The 18,340-nt window shown below is 62.1% G+C and carries 13 protein-coding genes; 5 read left to right on the top strand and 8 right to left on the bottom strand.

All coding sequences use genetic code 11. The features are described from left to right. Window positions 1–15 precede the first annotated feature (15 nt). Window positions 16–1,665, bottom strand: coding sequence for an acyl-CoA synthetase (locus tag G7048_RS19690; protein WP_166069770.1), 1,650 nt, complete (start codon window positions 1,663–1,665; stop codon window positions 16–18). Window positions 1,666–1,823: 158 nt separating this feature from the next. On the opposite strand from G7048_RS19690, the gene dnaG reads away from it, so the two are divergent. The 4 genes from dnaG (at window position 1,824) to G7048_RS19670 (ending at window position 9,067) form a co-directional block, all read left to right on the top strand. Then, the gene (dnaG, locus tag G7048_RS19685) at window positions 1,824–3,851 is read left to right on the top strand and encodes a DNA primase (RefSeq protein WP_166069769.1); all 2,028 of its coding nucleotides are present in this window, start codon (window positions 1,824–1,826) and stop codon (window positions 3,849–3,851) included. A gap of 264 nt (window positions 3,852–4,115) precedes the next feature. Further along, on the top strand, window positions 4,116–6,542 hold the full coding sequence (gene rpoD, locus G7048_RS19680) for an RNA polymerase sigma factor RpoD (RefSeq protein WP_166069768.1): 2,427 nt from the start codon (window positions 4,116–4,118) through the stop codon (window positions 6,540–6,542). Between the two features lie 361 nt (window positions 6,543–6,903). Continuing rightward, on the top strand, window positions 6,904–7,968 hold the full coding sequence (locus tag G7048_RS19675; protein ID WP_166069767.1) for a tripartite tricarboxylate transporter substrate binding protein: 1,065 nt from the start codon (window positions 6,904–6,906) through the stop codon (window positions 7,966–7,968). 196 nt (window positions 7,969–8,164) lie between these two features. Continuing rightward, complete coding sequence (locus G7048_RS19670) at window positions 8,165–9,067, top strand: ketopantoate reductase family protein (protein WP_166071068.1); 903 nt, start codon at window positions 8,165–8,167, stop codon at window positions 9,065–9,067. Between the two features lie 8 nt (window positions 9,068–9,075). On the opposite strand, the gene G7048_RS19665 is transcribed toward G7048_RS19670, so the two are convergent. The 7 genes from G7048_RS19665 to G7048_RS19635 form a co-directional block, all read right to left on the bottom strand. Next, a complete protein-coding gene (locus G7048_RS19665; RefSeq protein WP_166069766.1) occupies window positions 9,076–9,732 on the bottom strand; it encodes a substrate-binding domain-containing protein in 657 nt (218 codons plus the stop codon). An 87-nt stretch (window positions 9,733–9,819) separates the two neighbouring features. Next, complete coding sequence (locus G7048_RS19660; protein ID WP_166069765.1) at window positions 9,820–10,929, bottom strand: porin; 1,110 nt, start codon at window positions 10,927–10,929, stop codon at window positions 9,820–9,822. Window positions 10,930–11,009: 80 nt separating this feature from the next. Then, window positions 11,010–12,302 (bottom strand): gallate dioxygenase, encoded by a 1,293-nt coding sequence (locus tag G7048_RS19655; protein ID WP_166069764.1) that lies wholly within the window; start codon window positions 12,300–12,302, stop codon window positions 11,010–11,012. Between the two features lie 62 nt (window positions 12,303–12,364). Beyond that, on the bottom strand, window positions 12,365–14,059 hold the full coding sequence (locus tag G7048_RS19650; RefSeq protein ID WP_166069763.1) for a subtype B tannase: 1,695 nt from the start codon (window positions 14,057–14,059) through the stop codon (window positions 12,365–12,367). A gap of 120 nt (window positions 14,060–14,179) precedes the next feature. Next, window positions 14,180–15,211, bottom strand: coding sequence for a TRAP transporter substrate-binding protein (locus G7048_RS19645; RefSeq protein ID WP_166069762.1), 1,032 nt, complete (start codon window positions 15,209–15,211; stop codon window positions 14,180–14,182). A gap of 39 nt (window positions 15,212–15,250) precedes the next feature. Then, entirely contained in the window at window positions 15,251–16,573 is a 1,323-nt protein-coding gene (locus G7048_RS19640) for a TRAP transporter large permease (RefSeq protein ID WP_166069761.1), read from the bottom strand. Next, window positions 16,570–17,091, bottom strand: coding sequence for a TRAP transporter small permease (locus G7048_RS19635; protein WP_166069760.1), 522 nt, complete (start codon window positions 17,089–17,091; stop codon window positions 16,570–16,572). Before G7048_RS19635 ends, G7048_RS19640 begins: the two co-directional genes overlap by 4 nt. Before the next feature lie 173 nt (window positions 17,092–17,264). On the opposite strand from G7048_RS19635, the gene G7048_RS19630 reads away from it, so the two are divergent. Then, window positions 17,265–18,170, top strand: a complete 906-nt coding sequence (locus G7048_RS19630; protein ID WP_166069759.1) for a LysR family transcriptional regulator — start codon at window positions 17,265–17,267, stop codon at window positions 18,168–18,170. Window positions 18,171–18,340: the final 170 nt, after the last annotated feature.

The raw sequence follows: 18,340 nt of genomic DNA, 5'->3' as shown, positions 1-18,340 counted from the left end.
CGCCGACGCTGGATCTCAAGCATCAATCGCCGACGCCGAGCCCGCCTGCTTGCGCAGCTCGAACTTCTGGATCTTGCCGGTGCTGGTCTTGGGTAGGTCGCCGAACACCACGGCGCGTGGCACCTTGAAGCCTGCGAGGTGCTTCTTGCAGTGCGCGACGATGTCTTCCACCGTCGTCGTCGCGCCTGCCTTCAGCTCGATGAACGCGCAAGGCGTTTCGCCCCACTTCGGATCGGGCTTGGCGACCACGGCGGCGGCCAGCACGTCGGGGTGGCGGTACAGCACGTCTTCCACTTCGATGGACGAGATGTTCTCGCCGCCCGAGATGATGATGTCCTTGCTGCGGTCCTTGATCTTGATGTAGCCGTCAGGGTACTGCACGGCCAGATCACCCGAATGGAACCAGCCGCCACGGAAGGCCTCTTCCGTCGCCTTCGGGTTCTTCAGATAACCCTTCATGGCGATGTTGCCCTGGAACATGATTTCGCCCATGGTCTCGCCGTCGTGCGGCACGGGTTCCATGGTTTCGGGATCGAGCACCGCCGCCGAGCGCTGCAGGTGGTAGCGCACGCCTTGGCGCGCATTGAGTCGCGCACGCTCGCCGATGTCCAGATCGTTCCACGCCTCGTGCTTGGCGCAGACCGTCGCGGGGCCGTATACCTCGGTCAGGCCATAGACATGGGTGATGTCGAAGCCCATGGCTTCCATGCCCTCGATCATCGCGGCTGGCGGCGCAGCGCCTGCCACCATCGCTTTCACACCTGCGGGCACACCTTCCTTCATCGCCGCCGAAGCATTGACCAGCAGGCCGTGCACGATGGGCGCGCCGCAGTAGTGCGTGACACCGTGGTTGCGGATCGCGTCGAAGATCGACTGCGCGTCCACGCGGCGCAGGCACACGTTGACCGCAGCGCGCGCGGCCACGGTCCAGGGGAAGCACCAGCCGTTGCAGTGGAACATCGGCAGCGTCCACAGATAGACCGCGTGCTTGGGCATGTCCCATTCGAGCACGTTGCTGATCGCGTTGATCGTCGCGCCGCGATGGTGGTAGACCACGCCCTTGGGGTTGCCGGTCGTGCCGCTGGTGTAGTTGAGCGCGATGGCGTCCCACTCGTCGCCGGGCAGTTGCCACGCAAACTTGGCATCGCCCTTGGCCACGAAGTCTTCATAGGTCTGCGAGCCGACCTGCTGCGCGGCGGGGCCGTAGCTGGCGTCTTCCACGTCGATCACGAGCAGCGGCGTATCCAGCTTGCGCATCGGCAGCGCCTTGGCGACCAGCGGCGCGAATTCGGGATCGACGATCAGCACCTTGGCTTCGCCGTGGTCCAGCATGAAGGCGATGGTTTCAGGGTCCAGACGCGTGTTCAGCGTGTTGAGCACCGCGCCGGACATGGGCACACCGAAATGCGCTTCCACCATCGGCGGCGTGTTCGGCAGCATCACGGCCACGGTGTCGTTCTTGCCCACGCCCGCCTTCTGCAGGCTGCTGGCGAGTTGACGGCAGCGCGCGTAGGTTTCGCTCCAGGTACGGCGCAGGTCGCCATAGATGATGGCCAGACGATCGGGATAGACCTCGGCCGTGCGCTCGATGAAGGACAGCGGAGTCAGCGGCGCGTGGTTGGCTTCGTTCTGGGGCAAATTCTGGTCGTAGATGCTCGTGGACACGTTATCTCCTTGTGTTCTGCCTGGTGGTTCGGGGCATGCGGCGAATCATTGTCGCCCGCCCTTTGTGCTGCCAGACATTAGAACAAAGCGGGCTGACGCCAAACTGAGTGAAAACCACATGCCCAAAAACTGCTCCTGCATCGGTCAAAATACCCCCTGTGTCCATCCCCCAGTCATTCATCCAGGATCTGCTCGCGCGCACCGACGTTGTCGATGTCGTGGGCCATTACGTGCAGCTCAAGAAAGCGGGCGCGAATTACATGGGCCTGTGCCCGTTTCATGGAGAGAAGTCGCCGTCGTTCAGCGTGAGTCCGTCCAAGCAGTTCTTTCACTGCTTTGGCTGCGGCAAGAACGGCAACGCCATCGGCTTTCTGATGGACCACGCAGGCCTTGGCTTTCGCGACGCGGTGCAGGATCTGGCGCAGAAGGCCGGGATGCAGGTGCCGGACGATGACAACGCCTCCCCGCAAGACCGCGAACGCGCCGCTGCCGCCCGCAAGAAGCAGGCGACGCTCAATGACGTGCTGGAAAAAGCGGGCGAATCCTGGCGCAAGCAATTGCGCGAGTCGTCTCGGGCGATCGGCTACTTCAAGGGGCGCGGGGTGTCCGGCACCGTGGCCAAGAAATACGGCCTCGGCTATGCGCCCGAGGGCTGGCGCAACCTGGCCAGCGTGTTCCCGAACTACGACGATCCGCTGCTCGAAGACAGCGGCCTTGTGATCGTCGGCGAGGAAGATGGCAAGCGCTACGACCGTTTCCGCGACCGGGTGATGTTCCCGATCCGCAACGTCAAGGGCGAATGCATCGGCTTTGGCGGACGGGTGCTGGGCGACGACAAACCCAAATATCTGAACTCGCCGGAAACCGAGGTCTTCCACAAAGGCCGCGAACTGTACGGACTGTTCGAGGCACGCACCGCGATCCGCGAGTCGGGCTATGTGCTGGTCACCGAAGGCTACATGGACGTGGTGGCGCTCGCGCAGCTCGGCTTTCCCAATGCGGTGGCGACGCTGGGCACCGCCTGCACGCCCGATCACGTGCACAAGCTGTTCCGTTTCACCGACACGGTCGTGTTCAGCTTCGACGGCGATGCGGCCGGACGGCGCGCGGCGCGCAAGGCGCTCGACGGCGCCCTGCCCTATGCGAGCGACACGCGCAGCGTGAAGTTTCTCTTCTTGCCAAGCGAGCATGATCCCGACAGTTTTGTGCGCGAGTACGGCACGGACGCGTTCGCCCGCCATGTGGGCGATGCGACGCCGCTGAGCCGCTTTCTGATCGAGGCATCCAGCGAAGGCTGTGATCTGGGCACGGCGGAAGGTCGCGCCCACATGCTGGCCAACGCAAGACCGCTCTGGGGCCTGCTGCCCGACGGCGCGCTCAAGCGGCAATTGCTGGGCGAGTTCGGCGAGTTGGGTCAGCTTCCGGCGGGCGAACTGGGGCAACTCTGGTCGCAACAAGCCGCGCAGCAACCGGGCCGTGGCACGCCTCGCCCTGCAGCGCCAGGCAACACGGGCGCGCCGGATGACGCCATGCCCTGGGACATTCCGCCCGATCTGGCCCCTTGGGAGCGCGACAGCGATCCTTCGTTCGCACCGCCCGATGGCTACCCGTCTCAGGGCGGCTATCCCTCGACCGCGCCACAGTTTCAGAAAAAACCCTGGACGCCCGGCAACGGCAAAGGCCCATGGAAAAAGCGTTGGGGCAAGGACGCCGATCTGCCGCCGCAGCCGCCCTTGCCGCGTGACGCCGTGGCCAAGCGCGAAGACCATGCCGTGCGGCTGGTGCTCTCGCACATGGAGTTTCTGGAAGATCTGTCGCATGAAGACCACACAACGCTGTGCGACCTGCCCGCGCCGCATGGGCCAATCTTCGTGTGGATCGAAGGCCAGCTCCACGAGCACGGCCCGGTCGCCTGGGCGGTGCTGCAGGAGTCGCTTGGCGGGCACGAGCACGAAACCAAGATCCGCAAACTGATGACCGGCTCTCACGCCCAGACGGAGGGCGACGTGGCCGAGTTGCGCGGGGAGTTGCGCGGCATTGTGAATCGGCTGTTGATCGACAACCTCCGACGTCAGGAAAACGAGCTGATTCTGCTCGCTGGACAGGATCCTGCCGCCCTCGAAAAATACAAAGAGTTACAAAATCGTCGCAAGACACTGGAAAACCCCAAGCTGTCAAGCTCTTGATTTGCCTGTAAAAGGTATAATTTAAGGCTTGTCGGCAAGAGCGACAGCAGCACCTCCGGATCAGGCGCCCGTGACAAACACGCACAACAGCCTACCCCACCGCAAGGACTGCACTCCAAATGTTCGCCCAGACATCTTGCTGCAGAGGATTTGATCCTCACCTGCGAAGGTAACGGTAACGTCCTTCGTCTGCTAGCCCGCGCCGGGATGGATGGCGCTTGATTGAGTTTCTTTGTGTGTCCGTTTTTGAACCTGAGGTAATGCATGCCCGCTCAAAAGTCCGCGAAGCCAGCCAAGACCGCTCCAGCCAAAGGCACGGCTGCGAAGACCGTTGCCAAGACCGTTTCCAAAGCTGCTGTGAAATCCGTTGCCAAGGCTCCCGCCAAGGCCGCTGCGCCCGCCAAGAAGGTGGCCGCCGCTGCGCCCAAGCCCGCCAAGGCAACCAAGAAAGAAGAAGTCAAGACTGTGCCCGCAAAGAAATCTGTTGCCTCTGCAGAAACCACTGATGACCTGAAGAAGAAGCCTGCTCGCGGCGCTGCCGCCGACGACGCCGGTGATGACGAAGCCACCGCCAAGAAGCGCCCCGGCCGCCCAGCCAAGGCTGCCGCTGCTGCCGACGGCAAGGCGCCCGCCAAGCGCGGCCGCAAGCCAAAGGCCAAGGAAGGTGACGAAGGCGGCTCCGACGACGACGCCGATCTGTCGGACATCGAATCCGAACTCGAGGGAGAACCCGAGCCGGAAGTCGAACAGGCTGCGACCGTCGAGAAGGTCAAGCCACTGCGCATGAAGATCAGCAAGGCCAAGGAACGCGCCTTGATGAAGGAATTCGGCCTGGACGAAACCGTCCTCTCCGAAGAAGACATGGCCAAGCGTCGCTCGCAACTCAAGAAGCTGATCACGCTGGGCAAGACACGCGGCTACCTCACGCAAGTCGAAATCTCCGACCACTTGCCCGACAAGCTGGTCGATGCCGAAACGATGGAAGTCGTGGTCACCATGTTGAACGACATGGGCGTGGCCGTGTACGAACAGACTCCCGATGCGGAAACCCTGTTCCAGAACAACGTCACACCGACCGCCACCACCGTCGAAGAAGCGGAAGAAGAAGCCGAAGCGGCTCTGTCGACCGTGGACTCCGAATTCGGCCGCACGACCGACCCGGTCCGCATGTACATGCGTGAAATGGGCACCGTCGAACTGCTGACCCGCGAAGGCGAAATCGAAATCGCCAAGCGCATCGAAGGCGGTCTGCAGGACATGATGGAAGCGATCTCCGCATCGCCCGCCACCATCGCCGAAATCCTCTCGATGGGCGAAGAAATCCGCGAAGGCAAGGTCGTCATCTCGACCATCGTCGACGGTTTCTCCAACCCCAACGAAGCCGATGACTACGTGGCCGAAGAAGACTTCGACGAATTCGACGAAGACGACGACGACGACGGCAAGGGCGGCTCCAAGGCGCTGACCAAGAAGCTCGAAGAACTCAAGAACGAAGCGCTGCGCCGCTTTGACGTTCTGCGCGGTCACTTCGAGAAGATGCACAAGGTCTACGACAAGGACGGCTACGGCGGTCAGGTCTACATGAAGATCCAGTCCGAAATCTCGGCGGAACTCATGACCATCCGCTTCACCGCCAAGACGATTGAAAAGCTGTGCGACATGCTGCGCGCGCAGGTGGACGACGTTCGCAAGAAAGAACGCGAACTGCGCCGCATCATCGTGGACAAGTGCGGCATGCCGCAGGAAACCTTCATCAAGGACTTCCCGCCCAACCTGCTGAATCTGCAATGGGTGGAAAAGCAAGCTGCCGCTGGCAAGTCCTGGAGCAACATCCTCTCCCGCAACATTCCGCCCGTGCAGGAACTGCAGCAGCGCCTGATGGACCTGCAAGCCCGCGTGGTGGTGCCGCTTGGTGAACTCAAGGACATCAACAAGCGCATGAACGCCGGTGAAGCCGCGTCGCGCGATGCCAAGAAGGAAATGATCGAGGCCAACTTGCGTCTCGTGATCTCGATTGCCAAGAAGTACACGAACCGTGGCCTGCAATTCCTCGACTTGATCCAGGAAGGCAACATCGGTCTGATGAAGGCCGTGGACAAGTTCGAATACCGCCGCGGCTACAAGTTCTCGACCTACGCCACCTGGTGGATTCGTCAGGCCATCACGCGTTCCATCGCTGACCAGGCCCGCACGATCCGCATCCCGGTGCACATGATCGAGACCATCAACAAGATGAACCGCATCTCGCGCCAGCACTTGCAAGAGTTTGGTTTCGAGCCCGATGCGTCCATCCTGGCAGCCAAGATGGAGATCCCCGAGGACAAGATCCGCAAGATCATGAAGATCGCCAAGGAGCCGATCTCGATGGAAACCCCCATCGGCGACGACGACGACAGCCATCTGGGCGATTTCATCGAGGACAGCAACAACACCGCGCCAGTCGACGCAGCGATGCAAGCCGGCCTGCGCGATGTCGTCAAGGACATCCTCGACGGCCTGACCCCACGCGAAGCCAAGGTGCTGCGCATGCGCTTCGGCATCGAAATGTCCACCGACCACACGCTGGAAGAAGTGGGCAAGCAGTTCGACGTGACCCGCGAACGCATCCGCCAGATCGAAGCGAAGGCGCTGCGCAAGTTGAAGCACCCAAGCCGCTCGGACAAGCTGCGCAGTTTCATCGATTCTCTGTAATAAGAGGCATCCCCCTGAGGCGCTTTGCGCCTTCCCCCTTCTCTCTACGCGCTTCGCGCTACGGGAAGGGGGACACCACCGGCGCGGCGGGGCGGCCCTTGCGCGGTGGTCGCTGGTCTGGCGCCCCGCGAGATCGAGCATTGGTGACGATGCGAAAGCTCTGGCTACATGAATCAAGCCCTGCATGTGAAAGCATGCGGGGCTTTTTCATGGCCTCGTGTTTGTGTCGGATCCGTGAAAACACCAAGGAAACGGGTGTTCGTTGACATCTGAATGACAGTTTCAATTTGCATCATTCTCTGCGCCCAAGCAACGTTCGACGCTTCCTTTGCATGTCGTTGCTCGGTCATCGGAGCAACCCATGCGAACAAGAAATCAGACATTCCCTGAACCGACCAACGAGACAAGCGAGACCAGCAAGGCCAACGCGGCAAGCGAATCCTCCAAACTCACCCGCCGCCGTTGGCTGCTGAGCAGCGCGGCCCTCAGTTGCGCTGCGATTGCGCCATCACGGTTCGCACAGGCCAATCCCGCATTGCGGCTGGGCGACAAAGTGCACATCGTCATTCCGGCCAATGTCGGTGGTGGCTGGGACCAGACGGGTCGGGCGCTTGGCGCAGCGCTGGTGGACAGCGGCATGGCCGGTGCGGTGACCTATGAAAATGTGGGCGGCAAAGGCGGCACCATCGGACTCGCGCGCTATGTCGAGCAGTATTCCAATCAGCCCGACACGCTGCTCATCGGCGGCATGGTGATGGTGGGTGCCATCGCTTTGCAGAAGCCGCCCGTGAGCATGGCCCAGATTCGGCCTTTGGCGCGGCTCACCAGCGACTACCTCGTGGTCGCTGTCGCAGCCAAATCGCCTCTGCGCAATGCCGCAGACCTGATGAAGGCCATGGGCCATGACATGCGCTCTCTGACCATTGCGGGAGGCTCCGCAGGCGGTGTCGACCACATGTTTGCCGGCATGTTGACGCGGGCTGCCAAGGTTCCTCTGGACCAGTTGCAATACAAGCCCTTCCCTGGCGGCAGCGACGTGGTGGAGTCCGTGCTCCAGGGGCAGACGCAGGTCGCCATTTCTGGCTACAGCGAAATGAGCGATGCACTGTCGTCTGGCCACTTGCGCGCACTGGGTGTCTCGGCCAACAGACGCGTGTACGCGCTGCCCTCGTTCAAGGACATGGGAGTCGATGCTTCCATGGCGAACTGGCGTGCCGTGCTGACGGGCAAGGATGTCTCGCCCGAGCGCAGTCGCCAGATGGTGGCCGCCGTCGAGTTCGCCACTACCCAGGCCAGCTGGAAACGCAGCCTGCAAAGCAATCGCTGGGATCCGTCGTGGCAAACGGGCAAGGACTTCACCGACTTTCTTTCCATGGAGATGGCCACGGCCGAGGTCATGAATTACCTGCTGAAACTCAAGGGCTGACGCACAAACACGGTGCGCGCTATAGTGGGCGCTGAACATCTCCAAGCGCTCCCAAGCATCCCCGAGCATTCAGAACTTCAGAACGGCAGGCCTGATCGTGCAACACCAAAGCCCCAGCGACAACGCATCGCAATCCGCATCGCAAACCGCCACACCATCCACCTCCTCCAGCCTTCCGCGCCTGTCCATCGCCGTCATGGGCGCGGGTGCCGTGGGTTGCTACTTCGGAGCCATGCTCGCGCGTGCAGGCCATCACGTCACGCTGATCGGCAGGCAGGCGCATGTGGAGGCGGTGCTCAAGCGCGGCCTGCGTTTTCAGACTGCCACCGAAGATGTCTTCGTGCCGATGACCGCGAGCACCGATGTCGGTGCCGTGCAAGGTGCCGACGTGGTGCTGTTCTGCGTGAAATCGACCGACACCGAATCGGCCGCCAGACAACTGCAGCCACACCTCTCGCCCGGCGCGCTCGTGCTCACGCTGCAGAACGGCGTGGACAACGACGAGCGCGCCCGCTCGGTGCTTGGCGAGCAGAACCCCGTGGCCGCAGCCGTGGTCTATGTGGCCACCGCCATGCCCGGCCCCGGCCATGTGCGGCATTTCGGTCGTGGCGAGCTGGTGATCGCGCCCTCGCCGCTCAGCGACTTGGTGGCGCTGCAATTTCCGGCGGCCGGCATTCCCACGCAGATTTCCGACAACGTGCGCGGCGCGCTGTGGGCCAAGCTGATCATCAACTGCGCGTACAACGCGCTGTCGGCACTCACGCAGATGTCGTATGGCTGGCTGGTCGATCAAAAGACCAGCGGCGTCAATCCGCTGATCGACGAGATCGTCGCCGAATGCATGGCCGTGGCGCGGGCCGATGGCGTGCAGTTGCCCGACAACATGCTCGACATGGTGCACGGCCTGCCGCAGACCATGCCGGGGCAGCTCTCATCGACTGCACAGGATCTGGCGCGCGACAAGCAGACCGAGATCGATCATCTGAACGGTTATGTGGTGGCGCGCGGCACAGCGCTTGGCATTGCAACACCCGTGAACAACACGCTGCTGGTGCTCGTGCGTCTGGCGCAGACTCCGCGCGGCGCGGCAGCGCATTGAGGCCTTCATCAGGACATGCCGTGACGCTGCTTCACGGCTTGTGCTTCTTGCGATGAAGCCAGATAAGCCAGCGCCTTGCGCGCTGCTTCCGGGTGCTGGCAGAGTGAACCCATCGCCGCAGAAAACGTGGTGACGATCTCGCAACCCGCGGGCATCGGCCCGAGAATTTGAATGCCGTCGAGCCCCAACATTTCGCTCAGTTGCTGAAAGCCGAGTTCGACCGCGCCTTCGGCAATCAACTGGCCAACGGGCGTTCCCGCCGGCGCTTTCACAAGGCGATCCGCAAGCTGCTGCGCGACGCCCCAACGCTCGAACAATGCGAGCAAAGCGGTGCCGCTGGGCCCGCTGGAATATCCAATTCTTTTCGCAGCCAACACGGCTGCACGCAACGCGGATTCGGTGGACACATCCGGCACCATCGCATCGCGATGCACGGCCACAGCCGTTGCCGAGACGGCCAGATCAATCAAAGAATCCGGCAGTACATGACCCGACTGCGCCAGCGCAGCGAGCGCGGTCGCATCCAGTACCACCAGATCAAAGGGTTCCCCTGCAGCGAGACGTCGCGTTGCATCGACGCCCCCCACCGATTCGAACTGCAGGGAAATTCCCGCAACTACCGGGCAGGTTCGTGACAGCTCGGCCAACACATGGCGCGTGGCCATGGAGGAGATTCCGCGCAAGTTGACTTCATGCGAGCTGTTCACGACTTGCCTCTTCCTTGGAGTGACTCGTTCAGACCCTGTTCACGATCAGAAGGAATGGCGCATGCCGACCGACACGCCGGTCTGCGCCGTGCCCGCTGCCGGGTTGCTGCCCGTGGCTGCGTTGCTCACCGACAGCGCCAGCGTTCCCTTGTTCGAGATATGGCCCGCCGTGGCGTAGACCGCCGTGCGCTTGGAGAGGTTGTAGGTACCGCGAATGGCGTACAGCATGGCCTCGTTCGCGCTGTTCTTGTAGTCGAGCTTGAACACTTCGCCATCGAGCACGAAGGCAGGCGTGATGCGGTATTGCGCGCCCACGTACCAGAGGTTGCTCTTCTTGGTCGCGGGCGTCGCATCGTTGCTGCGCGCGATCAGGCCAGCGCCGAGCTTGAAATCGCCAAACTTGGCCCAGCCTGCAGCGGTCGAACGGCGGTCTTTCAAATCGCTGTTGGTCAGGCCCGCAAACGCACCGGCTCCGCCCGTGATCTCATCCATCGCCAACGCCACACCCCATTGCGCGGCGTCGTACTTGGCCATCACCGACCACTGGCGGCAGGCGGACTTGTCGCTCGCGTTTTCACCCGCGCAGTTGCTGCCCGATGGGCTGGGGCCCGCATTCACCGTGTCGCGGCCAAAGCTGTAGGTGGCGCCTGCGGTGAAGCCGTTGAACGTTCCCTTGTAGGCGATGGCGTTGTCCACGCGCGCATTCGGCAGATAGCTGTCGAGCGATCCCGACCCGTAGCTTGCGGGGCCGAGGATGTCGGCATCGAGCTGCGACCAGAACAGCATCGAATACTGGCGGCCCAGCGTCACCGCGCCCCAGCTTCCCGACAGGCCGACGAACGACTGGCGACCAAAGAATCGACCGCCTTGGTTGAGCGTGCCGGTATCTACGCCGAGACCCGATTCCAGCGTGAAGATGGCCTTCAATCCGCCACCCAGGTCTTCCGTTCCGCGAAAGCCCATACGCGATGGCATCTGTCCGCCCGTGAGGCCCGGCATGCGCGTCAGGCTGTCGCCGGCCGCACCCACCTTGTTGATGTATTCGACGGATGAATCGACGATGCCGTAAATCGTGACGTTGCTCTGCGCGTGCGCCGCGCTGCCGACAAGCGCGGCGATGCTGCCTGCGGCCAATGCAATCAGGTGCTTTCTCATGTGTCTCTCTCCTCGTAGGTCAGTGGTGGTGGAAGTGATGTGGATGGGGGTGATAGTGGTGACGACGATGGCGAAGGAAATCAGTTGCTCGGCTTGTCCCAACCCAGCGCACCCGCGTCCTTGCCCGCGACCGAATACAGCGCCTGCGTGTTGCGGGTTTTCTGGAAGGTTTCAAGCGACTCGCCGCGCATGGCGGCATAGATGTGCAGGTTGGAAACGCCGACGACCGCGCCCAACTTTTCGAGCATGAAAAAAATCACGCCGTAATGAATGAGCCCTTGCCAGTTGCGTGCGCTGACCAGCGTGCGTTCCTCGTCGCTCAAGCCCGCCTCGCGCATGTGCGCAGCCTCGTCGGCGATGAACTTCGCGCGATGCGCGGGGATCACGAGGTCATGCAGAAAGCGATTGAGGCGATACGCCTTCACGCTTCGGCCAATGGTGAAGGGATATGTGCCCTGCAGCTTTTCGGCACCGGCCAGTTGCTCGTTCACATGCGCGAGATGGCGCTCCCTCGCCTGCGGCCACATCTGCTGCGGCTCGGTGGTTTCGTAGATGGCCGTGGCAATGCCGGTCATCGAAGGCAGGTAGTAGGCGCGGTGCTTGCAGGTGACCTGCGCCGACAGCGCGCCACGCATCACCAGCCACATGATGACTTCCGCACCTTCGAGGCCGCCCAGCGTCGCGTACTCCGCATGCGTGATCGTCGTGAGCTGTTCGGGATCGCGCTCGAACAGGTCCATGAAGCGGTCGTCCCACTCGGTGTTGTTGAAGCCCGCACGCTCGCCATGCACCTGGTGCGACAGACCGCCCGTGGCGACGATGGCCACGCGCAGGTCTTCGGGATAGCTCTCGATGGCGCGGCGCAGCGCCTGCCCGAGCTTGTAGCAACGCCTGGCCGTGGGCAGCGGAAACTGCAGCACGCCCATCTGCAGCGGAACCAGCTTCACCGGCCAGCCGTTCTCGTGTTGGCACATCACCGACAGCGGAGAGAAGCAGCCGTGATCGAGCGGCCGATCCTGAAAGAACGACATGTCGAACTCATCGGCCATCAGCGAGCGGCCAATGTGTTCGGCCAATGCCGGATGACCGGCGATGGCCGGCAGATCACGCGCACCCGCACCCTCGTCCGCGACCTCCCACTTCTCGCCCACGCCCAGCGTGAACGCCGAGTAGTGATCGAAGAAAAACGAGGTGACATGGTCGTTGTAGATGAACAGCAGCACGTCCGGCTTCTTCTGTTCGATCCACGCATGGATCGGCTCGAACGCCTCGAAGATCGGAGCCCACACAGGGTCCTGACTCTTGTCGCGGTCGAACGCGAATCCAATGGTCGGTGTATGCGATGCGGCAATGCCGCCGATGATCTGGGCCATATACGGCTACTCACTTTTTCCATGCGCCACGGGTGTGGCAGTTGCTTGTGCGGCGATGAGGATCAGAGACCCTTGGCGTCCGCGTCCTTCAAGGTCTTGGCGATCCATGCCATGGCTTCCGGCACGTCGTAGTTGCCTGCGTGCGGCTGGTCCCATGCAAGGCGGTAGTTCAGATCGCTCACGTCCGCATCGGCCTTGAGCGCACGCGCAAGATTCACCGACACGACGAAGGCCGTATCGCGATCGCGCGAGCCGTGGCGCACATACCAGTACGGCGCGGTCTTGGCGGTGGAGCCGATGTAGTTCATCGGATTGACCAGCTTGGCCTGCGTGGACACGAGCGGCGACGTCGCGATGAACTGCGCCCAGCTCTGCCCGGTGTCATCCAGGCCCGTGCCGTCGCCCTTGGTGTCGTTGTAGGTCCAGCCGTATTCGGTGAAGTTGGAATAGACCTGCGAAGTCGTGCCGAACAAGGATGACTCGCCTTGCGACGCGGTGATCGCGAGGCCGTATTGATCGAACGATGGTGCGTTCTTGAGCTTGGCCTGCGTGACGACGAACTTGAGGTATTTCTCCATGTCCAGCGACAACACCTTGCCCGCCGCGTTGTCCACCGAGATCCAGTCGTTGGTGTATTCGCCCGTCTTGCCCTGGCTGGTGTAGGTCATCACCTCGCCCAGATTCGGAATGCGCTTGCCCGAGGCCATATAGGTTTCGGCGGAGCGGATGACCTCGCTCTTCACCTCGTCGAGCATGTTGTTGGCAGTGAGCGCCGCGCCCGCGGAGTTCTTGAGATTGAGCGACTTCTGGTAGTCGGCAAACTTTGCCATCAGCGCCGCAGAGCCCGCTGGATTGGGGTTCTGGTTCGCCGCAGCGCGTGTGCCGAGCACGTTGTACATCCACTCATAAAGAATGTCGGCATTGCCCAGATCGGTGATCGGGCAGTAGGCATTGATCGCGAGCACATCGTCGGTCAGCGTGCTTTTGCCGCCCGCGTCGATGCCCGCCGCACCAGCCTCGGCAAGATATGAGTAGTAGTCAGCACTGTTGCCAGACGAGCCGAGAATCGAGGACAGCCCGCCACCGCCGCTTGTGCCATTCACGACGATGCGCTTGGCGCTGCCGGGCATCAGCGCATCGTTGAGTTTCAAGTAACGCACGGCAGCCTTGGCATCCACCACCACCGATGGCGACTTGCCGGGGTACTTGCCATCCGCGCCCACCACATTACGGCTGCGCGTGGCCACGTCGATGTAGACATAACCAGCCTTGAGAGCAGCGCCCACATTGCTTGCGCTGCTGTCGAAGGTCGCGCCGTCCTTCACGCTGGCCTTGATGTAGCTGTTCATCCAACCCGCGTTGTTGACCGCGAAATAGATGGCGGTCTTCTGGTCGCCTGCGACACTTTCAGGCACGAAGATGTTCATGCTCTGGTAGCCGCACTTGGTGTTGGTGATCGTCGTGGTCTGGCCCAGCGCGGTCTGCGTGGCTGCCATCTCGGATGGCTTGGCGACATAGCAGACTTCGCTGTACCAGCGCACGGGCACCTTCGCGCCGTCGATGGTGACATTGATCGTCGTGTACTTGCTCGCGTCGAAGCTGAGGACCGAATCGTTCACGCCCGATGCCTGGCCATCGCCGCCACCACAGGCGGACAGCCCCAGCGCCATTGCCGCACCCGCCGCCAAGACCACCGCGCCTTTTACAAAACGGGGGGTGATCGAGTTCAGTGGCGTGTTCTGCTTTTTCTTCGTCATCTTTGTCTCCTTTGTTGTGTTGGGCTTTTTCAGGGCGAGCAATCCCCCGAACGTGCACCGAAGCGCTCGCTCTGCTCGGTTCTTCTCTGTGGATTCGGAGGCCGCTCTACGGCCTTTTGCTTACGGCTTGGCTGCCTGCTTGGCGATCAGTGCCTTGGCGTCGCTCAGCATCTTCTGGCCGTCGAGGCCCTTGCCGCTCATGTCCTTGACCCAGTCGGCCGAGAGCTTGTCGCCCAGCTTCTGCCAGGTCGCGAGTTCGGAGGCTGCGATCACGTTGGTGGTGTTGCCGCTGGTGAGCTTCTTGCCTTCCGCATCGGCCTGCACGAAGGCCTTGCCGATCTGGCCGGAGAAGGCTTCGCCGCTGTTGTTGTCGATGACCTTTTTCAGATCGGCGGGCAGCGATTCGTACTTGGCCTTGTTCATCGCGAAGATGAAGGTCGAGGTGTAGAACGCGGGCACGGCAGGGTCGGTTTCGGAGTGGTACTTGACCAGTTCCTGAATCTTCACGGACGGCACGACTTCATACGGCACGACCGCGCCATCGATCACGCCTTTGGAGAGCGCATCGCCCACTTGCGGCACGGGCATGCTGACGGGCGTTGCGCCCAGCATGGCGATGAACTTGTTGGTCAGCCGGGTCGGTGCGCGCATCTTCAGACCACGCAGATCGGCCATGGTCTTGACCGGCTTGCCTGTCATGTGGAACACGCCGGGGCCGTGCACGTGGAAGGCGAGCGGGTGCACGTCCTTGAATTCCTTCTGGCTGTGGACCTGCGCGTATTCCCACAGCGCGCGGCTTGTGGCTTCGGGGCTGCGCATCATGAAGGGCAGCTCGAAGGCTTCGAGGCTCGGGAAGCGCCCTGCGGTGTAGCCCGGCAGCGTCCACACCACATCGGCCACGCCATCGCGCACCTGATCGAAGAGCTGCGGCGGCGTGCCGCCCAACTGCATCGACGGATACATCTGGCACTTCATCTTGTTGTTCGATTCCTTGGCGATCTTTTCGCACCAAGGTTGAATGAACAGCGTGCTCGCATACGACGTTTGCGGCAGAAAGAAGTGAACCTTGAGCGTCACCTCCTGGGCCTGCGCGGGCGCAGCGATGCTCGCGATGGCGAGAGTGCAGGCGGAAAGCAGCAGTTTGAATGTCATGGTCGGTCTCCTTGTTGTGTTGGTTGGTTTTGATGGTCTTCAGGTGAGCAGGTGCACCAGCCACAGCGATGTGGCAGGCACCGAGATGAGCAGCCCCAGCCGCAGCGCATCGGTGATCAGGAACGGCACCACGCCCTTGTAGGTCTCGACCATGGGCACATCGCGCGCCAGGCCATTCATGATGTAAACGTTCAGGCCGACCGGCGGGAAGATCATGCCGATCTCGCACACGGTGAGAATCAGGATGCCGAACCACAGCGCCTTGTCGGCCACGTTGAGTCCGAAGAAGTCCATGCCCATGATCACCGGGAACAGCGTGGGCACGGTCAGCAGAATCATGCTCATCTCGTCCATCACGCAGCCCAGCAGCACGTAGAACAGCATCACGCCCGTGAGCACCAGCAGCGGCGGAATCGACAGATGACCGACCAGCTCGGCAAGCTGAGAAGGCAGTTGCGACAAGGCCAGCGCCGCGTTGATCATGTCCGCACCGATGAAGATCAGAAAGATCATGCCGCTGGTCTGCGCCGTGGTGCGCACCGCCGACACGAACTTGCTGCGGTTGAGCTCGCCACGGAACAGCGTGATCGCGCAGGTCATCACATTGCCGATGGCAGCGCCTTCGGTGGCGGTGAACAGGCCGCCGTAGATGCCGCCGAACACCACTGCGAAGATCGCGAGAATCGGCCAGACCTTGGCTGCGGCCTTGAGCACTTCGGCGGCGGAGATCGCCTGCGCGGCGGGAGCTTGCTCGGGATGGATGCGCACCATCACCATGATGGCGATGATGTAGCCGATGGCCGCGATCAGCGCGGGAACATAGGCCGCGAGGAACATCTTGGTGATGTTCTGCTCGGTCAAAATCGCATAGACCATCAGCGTGACCGATGGCGGCAAGAGCACGCCCATGGTGCCGCCGGTGGCCAGCGCAGCGGTTGCCAGACGGCCCGAATAACCGATGCGGCGCATCTGCGGATAAGCCACTTGCGCAATCGTTGCGGTGGTTGCCACGGTCGAGCCGGAGATCGAACCAAAGGCCGCGCAGGCCAGCACACCGGCCATCGCCATGCCGCCACGAAAGCGCCCGAGCAGCGCATTCGCAAAATCGAACAGCGCCTTGGACAGACCGCCCTGCACCGCCACAGCGCCCATCAGCATGAACAGCGGAATCACCGACAGGTCATAGACCGACACGCGGCCGTAGACAGCGCCTTTCAAATGCGCCAGCAGCGGCACCCAGCCCGACAGCACCATGTAGCCCACAGCACCGGGAATGAACATCGCCACCGCGATCGGCACGCGCACGGCCATCAGCACCAGCATGCCAGCGAACATCGCCAGACCAATCGACATCGTGCTCATGCCTGCACCTCTTCCTGGGCGGGTGCGCGCAGCAGCTCGACGAACTGCACCAGACCGATCAGCACGCACAGCGAGAGGCCCGGCAACATCAGCACATAGGGAATCCACAGCGGCAGATCCATCAGCATCGAGCGCTCCTGCGCTTCATGGATGGCGATGCCGCCCGCCGCCACGCGCCAGGTGACCAGCGCGAGCATCAGCGTGTACAGCAACAGGCCGAACGCGTCCATCATGCGCTGCGCCGATGCGCTCGCCTTGGTCGTGAAGAAGTCCACGATGATGTTGGCCTTGCGGAACTGCGTGTAGGGCAGGAATGATGCGACGACCACGGCGCAACCCAGTTGCACCAGTTCGACGTCACCAAGAATCGGATGAGCAAAGAATGCGCGTCCAATGACGCTCACTGTGGTCATCAACGCCAGTGCCACCAACACCAAAGCACCTATCGCAGCACTCGCATCGCAAAGCCACTCCAATCGGCGCATCGCAGGCGATGCATCCGCTATTTGCTCTTCCATTAACTCGTCTCCTTTTGACCTCAATCAGCGACGATTGTCACTGCCGCTCGTAAGCGTTTATTGGAATGACCGAAGTCTAGAGAGCAAGGTTTGCGCAAGTAAGATGTTCCGCGTCAACGCGCAATAACCAACCGTTATCACCCTCACGCAAACCCTTACTGGAAGCCACTTAGATGAAACTCACGAACCTTCGCGCTCTGGTGGCCGCCATAGAGGAAGGGAGTCTGCGCTCCGCTGGCAAACGCCTTGGAATTTCGCAGCCCGCGCTCACCAAGTTGATCCGCGAACTGGAGCGCGAGCTTTCAACGACTTTGCTGCACCGATCCACCACCGGCGTGGTCGCCACGGCACAGGGCCTCGTGATGTACGAGCGCGCGATTGCGGCCGATCGCGAGCTGGTTCAGGCAGTCGAGCAGATTCGCCAGCTCGATGGTCACATGTCGGGCTCGCTCACCATCGGTGCCGTGCCGCTGGCGGTGATGCTGCTCGTGCCCGAGACGCTGCGCACCTTCGGCAGCGCGTTCCCGGACATCAAGCTGCGCATCATCGAAGAGCTGTACATCGCGCAGCTCACGCGCCTGCGCAAGGGCGAGGTCGACATCGCGCTGGGACCGCTGCCCAACGACTTGCCCGCAGGCGAATTCGCGGTCGAGACGCTGATGCCCATCACCATGGTGGTCGTCGTGCGCAAGGGCAATCCGCTCGCGCGCGCCAAGAGCCTGGCCGATCTGGCCGATGCGCCCTGGGTCTATACCGGCGCGCCACCTGATTCGGGCTATGCCAAAACGCTGTTCGAGCAACACGGCATGGCGCCGCCACCCGCAGGTGCGCTGGTCAACTCGACGCTGGGCCTGCTGTCCATCATCACCAGCGGCAACTGCGTGGGCCTGTTGCCGCAGCAAATCGCAGCGCATCCGCTTGCGTCGCAATACATCGACGTCATCACGCTCAAGGAAGGCCCGCTGGTGCTGACGCTGGGCGCTCTGGCACGTGCCGAATCGCACCTCAAACCCAGCGTGCGCCACTTCATGGCGCATCTGCATCGCGCGGCGCACCACCTCACCAAGGCCAGTGCCTGAGAATCTGTTCGCGATCTCAGTGGGCAAAGTCGCCACAAAAATTGCACCGCATTTGTAAAGCCACCTTGCAACAGAAGCTAGCAAACTTGTAGCAATTCTGAAACCACGCTATATTGGGGCCGTTTTTCGCCCAACACCCCGCATGAGTCCCTCATCGGCCCCACGGGCGG

It is taken from the genome of Diaphorobacter sp. HDW4B (assembly GCF_011305535.1).
GTDB lineage: Bacteria > Pseudomonadota > Gammaproteobacteria > Burkholderiales > Burkholderiaceae_C > Diaphorobacter_A.
Note: the sequence above shows the minus strand (reverse complement) of the source record. Positions and strands in the feature narration are given on the sequence as shown.